Source organism: Neisseria sicca, from assembly GCF_017753665.1.
GTDB lineage: Bacteria > Pseudomonadota > Gammaproteobacteria > Burkholderiales > Neisseriaceae > Neisseria > Neisseria flava.
Genome location: NZ_CP072524.1, coordinates 855,671 through 869,013, shown reverse-complemented (window position 1 = coordinate 869,013; position 13,343 = coordinate 855,671). Strand labels below are relative to the sequence as shown.

Genomic DNA, 13,343 nt, shown 5'->3' with positions numbered 1-13,343 from the left:
TATTATAATGCTCCTCGAGAAACTACATTTTGTAACTGACTGGGATTTAATTTCCAACCACTTATAAAATCGCCAGATTTTTTGGTTATAACATTTAACCCATTAGATTTGTTAAGGAAGTGAACCACTGGCTCTCCTCTATAAGTGCCTTGAATTATTGAGGTACTAGAAGATTGGATATGCTTTTCTATTGCTTGTTTAAATGCTTCTACGTTAGCTTTTGAGTAATTACCTCTAATACCAAAATCAGAAGCATGTTTAAATTTTTTCTGAAATTGGTTGCCGCTAAATGAAACTGTTCTAGGTATTGCAGCAGCACACTTTCCGCATTTTAACTTTGATGCTAATTTGGAGATAGCACTAATAACTACTGGTATTACTCGAGCTAAAAGTGCTCCCCATAACCCCAGTGGATCAATCCATCCTTGAACATTCTCGGCTCATAATACCTGAAGAAGTTGTAATGCAGCGACCTTATTACGGTTTTGTTGGCTCGCCATTAATATGATTTAATCAATTACTTATAATTTCTCAATAAATTCATTATCTCTTTAGATTTTTTTTTATCATGATATTCTTCCGTTGCATAATGCTTTGCGTCATATCCAAACTCATTTTTTATATTTGTTTTAGCACCATTCTTTAAAAGAATTTCAATAATATCAATATTTCCGTGAAGACAAGCATTTTGAATAGGAGTAAAATTTAATTCGCCCTGTTGATTGACATTAGCTCCATTTTCTATTAGCAAGATAACATCTTTTTTAGATTGAGAATTAACTGCTAAATTTAATAATGTTTCTCCCATAGAACCTAAGTCATGTACTGAGGTGATAGGATTACTACTAAAAAAACTAGGGTAGTCTTGGTATTTCAAAAAAAGTTTTGTTAAAAGATTATTCATATTTACTCTCCAAACAATTTTATCTAGAACATTCAGCTTTTGCTTTTTCTTTTAAAACATTTAATCTGTTTTTCCAATCGTTTATTTTGATTGTATGTCTTCCAGGCTGCCATTTTCTATCCCAATTAGTATATAACTCAATACATCTTTTGGCATGATTAATTTGTGCACTTAGGGTTGCACATCTGGATGCTTGAGGTGGAACAGGAGTATCACAGAATCTTTTTGCTAATTGATATTCTTGGTCGCGTTTATCAGGTTTTTTACTTCTTTTATTTACTTTGTTAAATATTTGTCGCAAACGCGAATAAATTTTAAAAGGATTTAATCCTAAATAATCTACCCAACTCGTGATATTAAATGCATAAGTATAAAAATTTGCACCCCCCAAATATTTAATCGGGTCTTGGTTGATAAACCGACCTGCATCAGGTTCATAATACCTGAAGAAGTTGTAGTGCAGTCCCGTCTCACGGTCGGCATACTGGTTTTGCAGGCGGAAGGGCTGGTATGCGCTATCCGTTACCTTGGTTTCTTCTTTCAGACGACCCCAGCCGGTGTAGTTGCCGAACCACAGTAAATTACCGTCTTTGTCTGTCATCTCGCGCGGAATGCCGATTTGGTCGCAGTGGAAGTAGTTTGTTTCTTGGCGGTTTTCTCCTTCTTCGGTTGTCCAATCGCGGACTTGCGCCAGCGGTTCGTAGGAATCTTGGTCGGCGTAGATATAGGTATACCTGCCGTCCGGGTGGATTTCTTGCAGTAAATGGCTGCCGTCCCAAACGAAGCGGGTTTCATCTTCGAGGCTACCTGAAACTTCTCCGTCTTTCAGACGGCCTTTTCCTATCCTTCTGCCCAAGGCGTCATAGCTGTATGCCCAAGTCTCTTTCGTGCCGTCCTTTTTGAAGATTTCCGCCTTAACCAGTTGGTCGTGCAGGTCGTAGAAATAGTTCTGCACTTCGCCGTCGGCCAGCTCGCGGTGGATGAGGTTGCCGAGGTCGTCGTAGTAATAGGTCGTGCCGTTGTAGGTTTTCAGGCGGTTGTCGGTGATGATGGAACGGTCGTCTGAAAGCGGCGCGGTCGTTTTGCCCTCTCCCCGACCCTCTCCCGCGGGAGAGGGGGCAGGGTATGGTTTGACCTTTTCCGTCGGGATGTCGAGGATATTGTGTGCGGGGTCGAAGGCGAACCGTTCGCTGCCCGCTTGGGTAATCCTGCCCAGTTTGTCGTACTCGAACCGGGTCGTTCCTGTCCGTTGGTCGGTACTGTGGGTCAGGTTGCCGGTACGGTCGTAGCCGTAGCTGCGTTTGACGGCATAGACCGATGTTACTGCATTTTTAGCAGTCTCGGTCTGCGTCAGCTCGTTGAGTGCGGCAATTTGCCTTTTCAGACGGCCTAGGGGATCGAGTTCGTAACGGCTGGCGAGTTTACCCTGTGTGCGGAAGATTTCGCGGTGCAGCCGATCGCGTTCGATGTCGGTGATGACTTCGTCGTCGAGGCTGATTTGGTGCAGGTGGCCGCTGCCGTAATACAGGTAGTTGATTTGTCTGCCGTCGGGCAGGACGGTGGCGGTGCGGTTGCCGTTGAAGTCGTAGTGGTAGCGGACGGTTTCGGTAACGGGCAGGTACAGCATGTCGTACTGCGCATCGCGCCAGTCGGTGTCGGGCAGGCCGTTTTGAGCGTTCTCTTCTTTGGACGGCACTTTCCATTGGTGCTGGGCGATAAGCTGGCCGTTTTCGTTGTAGTCGAAGCAGGTGATGCTGTGGCGGTTAGCGGCGCGGACGAGGTTGCCGTCCGGGTCGTATTGGTAAGCGGTTTCCTGAACTTGGTCGTTATCGCGGGCGAGGGTGTGGATCAGCCGTCCCAATACATCGCGTTTGAACTCGGTAATCCGCAGCGGGGTTTGGCTGTCGAGGTCGTCTGAAAGCGGGGCGGCGTCTCTTTTGGGGACGGGCTGTCCGCCCAACTGCGCCATCAGTTTGGCGGCGAGGGAGGCATCGTCGCCGAATTCGCGCTGCTCGACCAGCTCGTTGCCGGCGTTGTAGCGGTAGCCGGTCAGTTTATGGTCGAAGCCGCTTTCGGCAATCAGGCGGTCGAGGACGTCGTAGGCAAAGCGGTAGCGCGCACCGTTTTCATTGGTGAGGCCGACTAAGCGGCGGGCTTTGTCGTAATGGTAGCCGAAGGTATGGCCCAAGGCATTGGTGCGTCGGGTCGGCAGACCGTCTTGGCCGTATTCGTAGGAAGTGGTATGGCCTTCGCCGTCGGTATGGGTTTTCAGACGACCTGCGGCATCGTAGCCGAAGGTCTCTTTGCTGCCGTCGGGATAGAGGGCGAGGGTGAGGTTTTGGTCGGCGTCGTAATGGTATTCGGTGTGCTGTCCCAGCGCATCGGTAATGCGCGCCAACTGTCCTTCGGGGGTGTAGGCCAGTTTGGTTTCGTAACCGGAGCAGTCGGTAATGAGGTCGGGCTGACGGTTTTCATTGTAGTGATAGGCGGTACTGCTGCCGTTCGGATCGGTTACCGACAGCAACAGACCGTTGTCGGCGTATTCGAAACGGGTGGTATGCTTCAGCGGGTCGGTATGGGTCAGCAGGTTGCCCGCTTCGTCGTAGGTATAGCCGTCATAACGGCCTTCCGCATCGCTTTTACGGATCAGGCGGTAGCAGTCGTCATAGTCGAAATGCAGGATGGCGCCGTCGGGGCGGACGATGGTTTCAACCTGCCCCTCGTTGCTGTACTGATAACGGGTAACGCGCCCCATCGCATCGGTGTGGCTGAGCAGACGGCCCAAACTGTCGCGTTCCATCAATACGGCGCTGCCGTCGGCAAACACCCGTTTGGTCAACTCGTTGTTGTAGTCGTAATGATATTGCTCGGTACGGCCCAACACGTCGGTGACTTCGGTATAGCCGTCGTGATAGGTAAAACGCCATTCCTCGCCCAAAGAAGTCCAGTTGCGCAACACCTTGCCGGTCGGGGTGTAATGGTCGTATTCGTATTCCGATACCAAACCTGCCGCATCCGTGTGCGACACCATCAGATTGTTTTTATAGCCGAAGCTGCGTTTGACCTTGCCGTCGCGGCCGATGACGCGGACCAAGTCGCCGCTGCTGTTGTATTCGTAGCGGACCAGCGGACTGCCGACCCGGACCGCTTCGCCGAAGACCGGCAAACCTTCCAACAACGAAACCGACAGCAGCCGCATTTTAGGCGACTGTTCGTCCGCGACATTGCCGAAATTCAGCGAGAACACCCGGCCGTTGCCGTCGATGACGTATTGCGGCAGACCGGTCAGCGGATGATAGACGAAACGCTGATGGTTGCCGTTGGCGTCTTCCACCGCCACCAGCGGGAAGAGGGTGGCGTCTTCGTCCGAACCGTCTTCCGCCACCACCAAAGGCGCAAAACGCAGCGCTATCGAACCGTCCAACGAAGCAATGACATAATGCCCGTCCGGATTTTTACTGAACCAAATCTGTTCGCTCTCGAACAATACCGGCTCTTCGTCGTCTTCATCGACTTCCGGCAGCGGGAACAGACGGCCCTGATCGTCGATATAGGCCAATCCCGACGCATCGCGGATGATGCGTTGGCAGCCCGGCACGCTCCAGCCCTCGCCGAGCCAGCCGATACCGTCTTGGTCGGAATAATAGCTGCGGCTCCAAACCAGCGGCAGGATGCCTTCAAAAGCAAAGTCGGTTTCACTCTCCAAAAACTTCAGCCCGTGTATCGGATTGACCGGGCGGCCGGCACCTGCGGCGGCTTTGCAGGAAATACAGGGTTTAGGCGGCAGTTTCTTTTTGAACTTGTTGTTCATGTGGAACATATCGCCGGCGCGAATGATGTGGCGCTTGCGGATTTTAACCGAAGAAGAATGCATCATCGGCCAGGCGGGTTTGGTGGCGGTGCGCGACAACACACCCTTGCGGCCCGGAAGGGCGGGTTCGTCGCCGGTGGTGCGGTTGGTTTTACTGGCCTTGAAGACGAAGGCGGGCTTGCGGTTGAGGCGGACGTCTTTGGCGACGGTTTGAGCGTTGCCCAGGTCGGCGAAGAGCGGGAAGGGGATGGGCGGCACCTAGGAAAATTGAATTGTTAAAGAACAAAAACATCATTGCTCAGGCCGTCTGAAAAGTTTTTTCAGACGGCCTGAATAAATCATTGGAAAAAGAAACCGCGTGCGTGCCTTGGGATACGCACCCTACATGCGGGCTACGGTCTGCTTTGGCTACATACAAAATTATCACAATACTATTTTTAGTTATGCAGTTATGATTTACAAGTACTTATTCAATAAATAGCAATATCTCCAATACCGTATTCTATAATTTTCATATCATCAGTTATCTTTATACCTCTTCCATGCTCCACATCTTCTTCAATACGATAAAGTAAACCAAAAATAGTATTTTTATCATCCTCCTCAGATAGAATATAAATATTCATTAATTGAGAAGCAATATCTTTAGAAAATTCCTTATTTATTCTCTGATGAGCCAACGAATACCAAATATTTGATTTATTGATGAATTCAATAATTTTCTTTTGAAAACTATTGCTCAATGGTTCATAGGCGGCGTCAAGTTCATCCGATATAATTAAGGTCACGGGGTTGGATTCTTCTGGTATGTTAATAACCATCTGATAATCTTCATCAAAAACTATTTCTTTCAAAGTCATAATAAACCTCTTTAAATTAAATAATTAATCAGCATCGTCCTAATTTCTTTTTATGCCGCTTAGTCAATTTACTGGCTTTCTTCTTAGCTTCTGGTGTTTCATATTTTACTCCGTGAGCTTTTTCAAAATCACTAACTGAACCAGCATGTGGAAATTTGGCCTCATGATCTTTCCTTGTAACTAATTGCATTTTGGCCCTGTTACTTTGAGAATCATAATCTACATGATGCCAAGTAACATCACCATATTTTGCACGATGTGCACCTTGTGTTGCTGTTCCTCTTGCTCCATGTATTCCGGCTTCAGCATTAGCCGCTTTGAAATCGGCTCCGCGACTACCCTGCATGTAAATAGTTACTTCTTTAATTACTTGACTTGAAGGGAATGTCACATGTGATAAAGCCAACCCCAACGGGTCAATCCATTCTTGAACATTCGGCGCAAACCGATAAAAGTTAACCCCCCCTAATAGTCTAATCGGGTCCTGATTCACAAACCGCCCCGCATCCGGCTCATAATACCTGAAGAAGTTGTAATGCAGCCCCGTCTCACGGTCGGCATACTGGTTTTGCAGGCGGAAGGGTTGGTATGCGCTATCCGTTACCTTGGTTTCCTCTTTCAGACGACCCCAGCCGGTGTAATTGCCGAACCATAAGAGGTTGCCGTCCTTATCGGTCATCTCGCGCGGGATGCCGATTTGATCGCAATGGAAGTAGTAGGTTTGTTGGCAGCTTTCGCCGTCTTCGTTGATCCGGTTATGTACCTGCGCCAAAGGCTCGTAGGAATCTTGATCGGCGTAGATATAAGTATACCTGCCGTCCGGTTGGACTTCTTGCAAGAGGTGGCTGCCGTCCCAAACGAAGCGGGTTTGGTTGTCGAGGTCGTTCCCGCTTAAATCATGCGGGAATGACGTTTCTGAAACTTCTTCGTTTTTCAGACGGCCTTTGCCTATCCTTCTGCCCAAGGCGTCGTAGGTGTACGCCCAAGTTTCTTTGCTACCGTCTTTTTTGAAGATTTCCGCTTTAACCAGTTGGTCATGCAGGTCGTAGAAATAGTTCTGCACTTCGCCGTCGGCCAGTTCGCGGTGGATCAGGTTGCCGAGGTCGTCGTAGTAATAGGTCGTGCCGTTGTAGGTTTTCAGGCGGTTGTCGGGGATGGCATTGAGGTCGTCTGAAAGAATATTGTGTGCGGGGTCGAAGGCGAACAGTTCGCTGCCGGCTTTGGTAATCCTACCTAGTTTGTCGTACTCAAACCGGGTCGTTCCCGTCCGTTGGTCGGTGCTGTGGGTCAGGTTGCCGGTACGGTCATAGCCGTAGCTGCGTTTGACAGCGGTTTGGCCATAGCCCGCTGCGACTTTGGTTTTGCCTTTGCCGCCTTCTGTCAGGTCGTTGAGGGTGGCGATTTGTTTTTTCAGACGACCTAAGGGGTCGAGTTCGTAACGGCTGGCGAGCTTACCCTGTGTGCGGTAGATTTCGCGGTGCAGCTTATCGCGTTCGATGTCGGTGATGACTTCGTCGTCGAGGCTGATTTGGTGCAGGTGGCCGCTGCCGTAGTACAGGTAGTTGATCTGTCTGCCGTCGGGCAGGACGGTGGCGGTACGGTTGCCGTTGAAGTCGTAGTGGTAGCGGACGGTTTCGGTAACGGGCAGGTACAACATATCGTACTGCGCATCGCGCCAGTCGGTGTCGGGTAAGCCGTTTCGGGCGTTCTCTTCTTTGCTCGGCACCTTCCATTGGTGCCGGGCGATGAGCTGGCCGTTTTCGTTGTAGTCGAAGCAGGTGATGCTGTGGCGGTTGGCGGCGCGGACGAGGTTGCCGTCCGGGTCGTATTGGTAAGCGGTTTCCTGAACTTGGTCGTTATCGCGGGCGAGGGTGTGGATCAGCCGTCCCAATACATCGCGTTTGAACTCGGTAATCCGCAGCGGGGTTTGGCTGTCGAGGTCGTCTGAAAGCGGGGCGGCGTCTTTTTTGGGGACGGGCTGTCCGCCTAGCTGCGCCATCAGTTTGGCGGCGAGGGAGGCGTCGTCGCCGAATTCGCGCTGCTCGACCAGTTCGTGGAAAAGCAGCCTGCACTTTTTCAGGTAGCCTGAAGGGAGTGCGTGTGCAGCAATTGACCATCCTGCGTTGGGACTGAGGTCGTTTGAACAGAAACCGCGTGCGTGCGTACCGCACAAACCCTACGTCGGGATTGGAGGTTTCATGCGGGCTACGGCTTGCTATTCTTCATTTGGATAGGCTAACAATGGACTAAAATCTACTTTCCATATATCTAGTTCGTATAATCTTCCATCGCTATAAGAATATAACGTTGCCAACACAGGGACATCATCTTCATCATTAAACTGATATTCTGATAGAGCTATAATTTCTAGATTGTTTTTTTCATTATGCTCATTCAAAAATAAAATGCTACCCATTCCCCCATCATCGAGAGAAATAACATTATTAGTAAAAGAGGTTTTTAAATTATTATATTGGGGCTTTTTATTAGCCAATAAAATTTTGAGTAGATTAGCTTCATTACTGGTAAGAGGGCGTTTATTAAATGCCATGTATCCTCCCTACATTCAAAGTACCATTTTTTAATTTAAATGCTGTATATTGGAGATCTATACCATTTACTGTAATTTTTTGATTAAAAGGTTTTCCATTTGGTACTTGATTAGCACATTTAGATAAATCAGCTATTACTGCTTTTTTTACTAATTCTCTATCTAATCCTAAATCATCAGTATGCCTAAAGGCGTGATAAATTTGATTAGGATTATTTCCAAACTGTATATTTAATAGACCTAATGGGTCAAACCAAACTTTTGCGTTAAATGCAAATTGATAGAAATTCTCTCCACCCCATAGCCTAATCGGGTCTTGGTTCACAAACCGCCCCACATCAGGTTCATAATACCTGAAGAAGTTATAATGCAGCCCCGTTTCACGGTCGGCATACTGGTTTTGCAGGCGGAAGGGCTGGTATGCGCTATCTGTTACTCGGGTTTCCTCTTTCAGACGACCCCAGCCGGTGTAGTTGCCGAACCACAAGAGGTTGCCGTCTTTATCGGTCATTTCTCTCGGGATGCCGATTTGGTCGCAGTGGAAGTAGTGGATTTGTTGTCGGCTTTCGCCGTCTTCGGTTGCCCAATCGCGGACTTGCGCCAAGGGCTCGTAGGAATCCGGGTCAGTGTAGATATAGGTATACCTGCCGTCCGGGTGGATTTCCTGCAAGAGGTGGCTGCCGTCCCAGACGAAGCGGGTGTGGTTTTCGAGGTCGTTTGAAACTTCTTCGTTTTTCAGACGACCTTTGCCTATCCTTCTGCCCAAGGCGTCGTAGGTGTACGCCCAAGTTTCTTTCGTGCCGTCCTTTTTGAAGATTTCGGCTTTAACCAGTTGGTCGTGCAGATCGTAGAAATAGTTCTGCACTTCGCCGTCGGCCAGTTCGCGGTGGATCAGGTTGCCGAGCTCGTCGTAGTAATAGGTCGTGCCGTTGTAGGTTTTCAGGCGGTTGTCCGGGACGGCATTGAGGTCGTCTGAAAGGATATTGTGCGCAGGGTCGAAGGCGAATACTTCGTTGCCCGCTTGGGTAATCCTGCCCAGTCTGTCGTATTCGAAATGCGTCGTGCCCGTCCGCTGGTCGGTGCTGTGGGTCAGGTTGCCGGTGCGGTCGTAGCCGTAGCTGCGTTTGACGGCATAAGCCGCCGCTACTTTGGTTTTGCCTTTGCCGCCTTCGGTCAAATCGTTAAGGGTGGCGATTTGCCTTTTCAGACGGCCTAAGGGATCGAGTTCGTAACGGCTGGCGAGCTTACCTTGTGTGCGGAAGATTTCGCGGTGCAGCTGATCGCGTTCGATGTCGGTGATGACTTCGTCGTCGAGACTGATTTGGTGCAGGTGGCCGCTGCCGTAATACAGGTAGTTGATTTGTCTGCTGTCGGGCAGGACGGTGGCGGTACGGTTACCGTTGAAATCGTAGTGGTAGCGGACGGTTTCGGTAACGGGCAGGTACAGCATATCGTACTGCGCATCGCGCCAGTCGGTTTCGGGCAGGCCGTTTCGGGCGTTCTCTTCTTTAGACGGCACCTTCCATTGGTGTTGGGCGATGAGTTGGCCGTTTCCATTGTAGTCGAAGCAGGTGATACTGTGGCGGTTGGCGGCGCGGACGAGGTTGCCGTTCGGGTCGTATTGGTAAACTGTTTCCTGAACCTTGTCGTTATCGCGGGCGAGGGTGTGGATCAGTCGTCCCAATACATCGCGTTTGAACTCGGTAATCCGCAGCGGGGTTTGGCTGCCGGGGTCGTCTGAAAGCGGAGCGGCGTCTTTTTTGGGGACGGGCTGTCCGCCCAGCTGCGCCATCAGTTTGGCGGCAAGGGAGGCGTCGTCGCCGAATTCGCGCTGCTCGACCAGCTCGTTGCCGGCGTTGTAGCGGTAGCCGGTCAGTTTATGGTCGAAGCCGCTTTCGGCAATCAGGCGGTCGAGGACGTCGTAGGCAAAGCGGTAGCGCGCACCGTTTTCATTGGTGAGGCCGACTAAGCGGCGGGCTTTGTCGTAATGGTAGCCGAAGGTATGGCCCAAGGCATTGGTGCGTCGGGTCGGCAGACCGTCTTGGCCGTATTCGTAGGAAGTGGTATGGCCTTCGCCGTCGGTATGGGTTTTCAGACGACCTGCGGCATCGTAGCCGAAGGTCTCTTTGCTGCCGTCGGGATAGAGGGCGAGGGTGAGGTTTTGGTCGGCGTCGTAATGGTATTCGGTGTGCTGTCCCAGCGCATCGGTAATGCGCGCCAACTGTCCTTCGGGGGTGTAGGCCAGTTTGGTTTCGTAACCGGAGCAGTCGGTAATGAGGTCGGGCTGACGGTTTTCATTGTAGTGATAGGCGGTACTGCTGCCGTTCGGATCGGTCACCGACAGCAACAGGCCGTTGTCGGCGTATTCGAAACGGGTGGTATGTTTCAGCGGGTCGGTATGGGTCAGCAGGTTGCCCGCTTCGTCGTAGGTATAGCCGTCATAACGGCCTTCCGCATCGCTTTTACGGATCAGGCGGTAGCAGTCGTCATAGTCGAAATGCAGGATGGCGCCGTCGGGGCGGACGATGGTTTCAACCTGTCCCTCGTTGCTGTACTGATAGCGGGTAACGCGCCCCATTGCATCGGTGTGGCTGAGCAGACGGCCCAAACTGTCGCGTTCCATCAATACGGCGCTGCCGTCGGCAAACACCCGTTTGGTCAACTCGTTGTTGTAGTCGTAATGATATTGCTCGGTACGGCCCAACACGTCGGTTACTTCGGTATAGCCGTCGTGATAGGTAAAACGCCATTCCTCGCCTAAAGAAGTCCAGTTGCGCAACACCTTGCCGGTCGGGGTGTAATGGTCGTATTCGTATTCCGATACCAATCCTGCCGCATCCGTGTGCGACACCATCAGATTGTTTTTATAGCCGAAGCTGCGTTTGACCGCGCCGTCGCGGCCGATGACGCGGATCAGGTCGCCGCTGCCGTTGTATTCGTAGCGGACCAGCGGACTGCCGACCCGGACCGTTTCGCCGAAGACCGGCAAACCTTCCAACAACGAAACCGACAGCAGCCGCATTTTAGGCGACTGCCCGTCCGCGACATTGCCGAAATTCAGCGAGAACACCCGGCCGTTGCCGTCGATGACGTATTGCGGCAGACCGGTCAGCGGATGATAGACGAAACGCTGATGGTTGCCGTTGGCGTCTTCCACCGCCACCAGCGGGAAGAGGGTGGCGTCTTCGTCCGAACCGTCTTCCGCCACCACCAAAGGCGCAAAACGCAGCGCTATCGAACCGTCCAGCGAAGCAATGACATAATGCCCGTCCGGATTTTTACTGAACCAAATCTGTTCGCTCTCGAACAATACCGGCTCTTCGTCGTCTTCATCGACTTCCGGCAGCGGGAACAGACGGCCCTGATCGTCGATATAGGCCAATCCCGACGCATCGCGGATGATGCGTTGGCAGCCCGGCACGCTCCAGCCCTCGCCGAGCCAGCCGGTACCGTCTTGGTCGGAATAATAGCTGCGGCTCCACACCAGCGGCAGGATGCCTTCAAAAGCAAAGTCGGTTTCATTCTCCAAAAACTTCAGCCCGTGTATCGGATTCACCGGGCGGCCGGCAGCGGCGGCGGCTTTGCAGGAAATACAGGGTTTGGGCGGCAGTTTCTTCTTGAACTTGTTGTTCATGTGGAACATGTCGCCGGCGCGAATGATATAGCGCTTGCGGATTTTAACCGAAGAAGAATGCATCATCGGCCAAGCCGGTTTGGTGGCGGTACGCGACAACACCCCTTTGCGGCCGGGTATGGCGGGTTCGTCACCGGTAGTGCGATTGGTTTTACTGGCCTTGAAGACGAAGGCGGGCTTGCGGTTGAGGCGTACGTCTTTGGCGACGGTCTTGGCGCCGCCCAGGTCGGCGAAGAGAGGGAAGGGGATGGGCGGTGCGACTGGTGGAGCAGGAGGGGGCGGCCAGCAGAAATCGGGGACGGTAAAGACGACCCTGAAGTCGCTGCTTTTACGGGCGATTTTATTGAATGCCATGGCGGCTTGCTCCTGTTGGGGGATGGGGGCGTCTGAAAGCTGGATGAGTAAGGGTTTAGAGTTTCAGACGACCTATTTGTGGTTTATGTGTGTGCTGCCAAAGATGGTGGGATTGGGATAAATTCATCCTGTGAATCCCGACAAGCTTGGGCGGCCGCGATTTGATCTGCCCGTTCGTGTCGGGCGATGAATCTGAGCTGGCATGCCGCAATTTCCAGTTCCTCCGGAAAAGATGTGCGGTAGCTGCAATCAATGCGGCGTTGTTCTACATCGACGAGGATGGTGTCCAATACCATATCTTTGCACAGTGACGAGTTGGTTGCCGTATGGGCGTGGACGAACACAGTTTCTACCGGCAAATCAACGGTAAATCGTTGGTTGGGTGCTTGGAAGGAATGCACCATGCCGGTAAAGGTCAGTTCGTAAATATGGTTGGGTTTCAGATGGGGAAGCTGCAGCGAGGGATGGGCGCCGTTCCAATAAGCCATAGAAAAATCTTCAGGCAGTAGTGGGGCACGGTTGGCTATCCATTGCGCATCGGCAGTGCCGGTATGTTTGGCTCGCAGTGCGAAATAACGGGGCATAAAGCCAAAGCCTTCGGGCGCGGCCTTATCGGACGGATCTCGCACGGGGTGTGCGGGGTCGTAGATTTGATGCGCTTTCAGTGTCCGCTTGAACCCGTTTTTTTTGAGTTCGGCCTTCGGATAGTAGCCGATACCGATGGCGTTCTGCTGATAGCCTGTGTGGTCGTCTTCGACTGCGCTGCCGCCAAAGGCAAACTCATAGCGGATAGGCAGGGAAAGGATGGGGTCGGGTTCGCTCAAAGACCATCCTGCCGCCTCCCGCACCCAGTAACGTTCCCCGGTAAGCGCCAGGCTTTTTTGGTAATCGCCGATACTTACGGATACGGTAAATTGCCGAGAGGGAACGTCGTCGGGTGCATAGGCGGTGGCATTGACAACCAAGTCGGTTTTGGGCTTGTAGAGGCTGAAGTCGCTTTCAAACTGAGTCGAGGTTTGTGAAGGATCGCCGTAATAGGTATCGGCAAACGTAAGTGGCGTTTGCTTACGGGCAAACGCAAGCTCCGTTTTTCCTGTTTCCGGGTCAATTTCAAACTCGTAGCTGACTTTGGCGACTATTACATCATAAGCCCGATCTGTTTGGTCGATGTTTTTAAACTGCTGCGTATGAAAGCAGGTAAAGTTCTGCAACTCGAACATGGCGCATCT

General features: G+C 51.4%; 8 protein-coding genes. All 8 read right to left on the bottom strand.

Annotated elements, in window-relative coordinates; all coding sequences use genetic code 11:
• Positions 1-2: 2 nt before the first annotated feature.
• The 8 genes from J7445_RS12465 to J7445_RS03950 all read right to left on the bottom strand — a co-directional run bounded on the left by J7445_RS12465 (position 3) and on the right by J7445_RS03950 (position 13,334).
• Positions 3-239 carry a colicin D domain-containing protein gene (locus tag J7445_RS12465; RefSeq protein WP_425326078.1) on the bottom strand — a complete coding sequence of 79 codons (237 nt, stop codon included), beginning with the start codon at positions 237-239 and terminating at the stop codon, positions 3-5.
• A 278-nt stretch (positions 240-517) separates the two neighbouring features.
• Complete coding sequence (locus J7445_RS03990; RefSeq protein WP_146736934.1) at positions 518-904, bottom strand: ankyrin repeat domain-containing protein; 387 nt, start codon at positions 902-904, stop codon at positions 518-520.
• Between the two features lie 19 nt (positions 905-923).
• The gene (locus J7445_RS03985; protein WP_209283174.1) at positions 924-4,973 is read right to left on the bottom strand and encodes a DUF6531 domain-containing protein; all 4,050 of its coding nucleotides are present in this window, start codon (positions 4,971-4,973) and stop codon (positions 924-926) included.
• A 212-nt stretch (positions 4,974-5,185) separates the two neighbouring features.
• Positions 5,186-5,575, bottom strand: a complete 390-nt coding sequence (locus J7445_RS03980) for a hypothetical protein (protein ID WP_209283173.1) — start codon at positions 5,573-5,575, stop codon at positions 5,186-5,188.
• A gap of 28 nt (positions 5,576-5,603) precedes the next feature.
• Entirely contained in the window at positions 5,604-7,574 is a 1,971-nt protein-coding gene (locus J7445_RS03975; protein WP_244969540.1) for an RHS repeat-associated core domain-containing protein, read from the bottom strand.
• A 216-nt stretch (positions 7,575-7,790) separates the two neighbouring features.
• Positions 7,791-8,126 (bottom strand): DUF6984 family protein, encoded by a 336-nt coding sequence (locus J7445_RS03970; RefSeq protein WP_070655617.1) that lies wholly within the window; start codon positions 8,124-8,126, stop codon positions 7,791-7,793.
• The gene (locus J7445_RS12155; protein ID WP_244969513.1) at positions 8,116-12,114 is read right to left on the bottom strand and encodes a DUF6531 domain-containing protein; all 3,999 of its coding nucleotides are present in this window, start codon (positions 12,112-12,114) and stop codon (positions 8,116-8,118) included. The genes J7445_RS03970 and J7445_RS12155 overlap by 11 nt, the downstream gene beginning before the upstream one ends.
• Before the next feature lie 83 nt (positions 12,115-12,197).
• On the bottom strand, positions 12,198-13,334 hold the full coding sequence (locus tag J7445_RS03950) for a DUF2169 family type VI secretion system accessory protein (RefSeq protein WP_209283171.1): 1,137 nt from the start codon (positions 13,332-13,334) through the stop codon (positions 12,198-12,200).
• Between the last annotated feature and the right edge of the window lie 9 nt (positions 13,335-13,343).

Coding starts and splice junctions, on each gene's coding strand:
- J7445_RS03970 (WP_070655617.1), bottom strand. CDS start 8,126: ATGGCATTTAATAAACGCCCTCTTACCAGTAATGAAGCTAATCTACTC.
- J7445_RS03990 (WP_146736934.1), bottom strand. CDS start 904: ATGAATAATCTTTTAACAAAACTTTTTTTGAAATACCAAGACTACCCT.
- J7445_RS03980 (WP_209283173.1), bottom strand. CDS start 5,575: ATGACTTTGAAAGAAATAGTTTTTGATGAAGATTATCAGATGGTTATT.
- J7445_RS12155 (WP_244969513.1), bottom strand. CDS start 12,114: ATGGCATTCAATAAAATCGCCCGTAAAAGCAGCGACTTCAGGGTCGTC.
- J7445_RS03950 (WP_209283171.1), bottom strand. CDS start 13,334: ATGTTCGAGTTGCAGAACTTTACCTGCTTTCATACGCAGCAGTTTAAA.
- J7445_RS03975 (WP_244969540.1), bottom strand. CDS start 7,574: ATGGCGCAGCTAGGCGGACAGCCCGTCCCCAAAAAAGACGCCGCCCCG.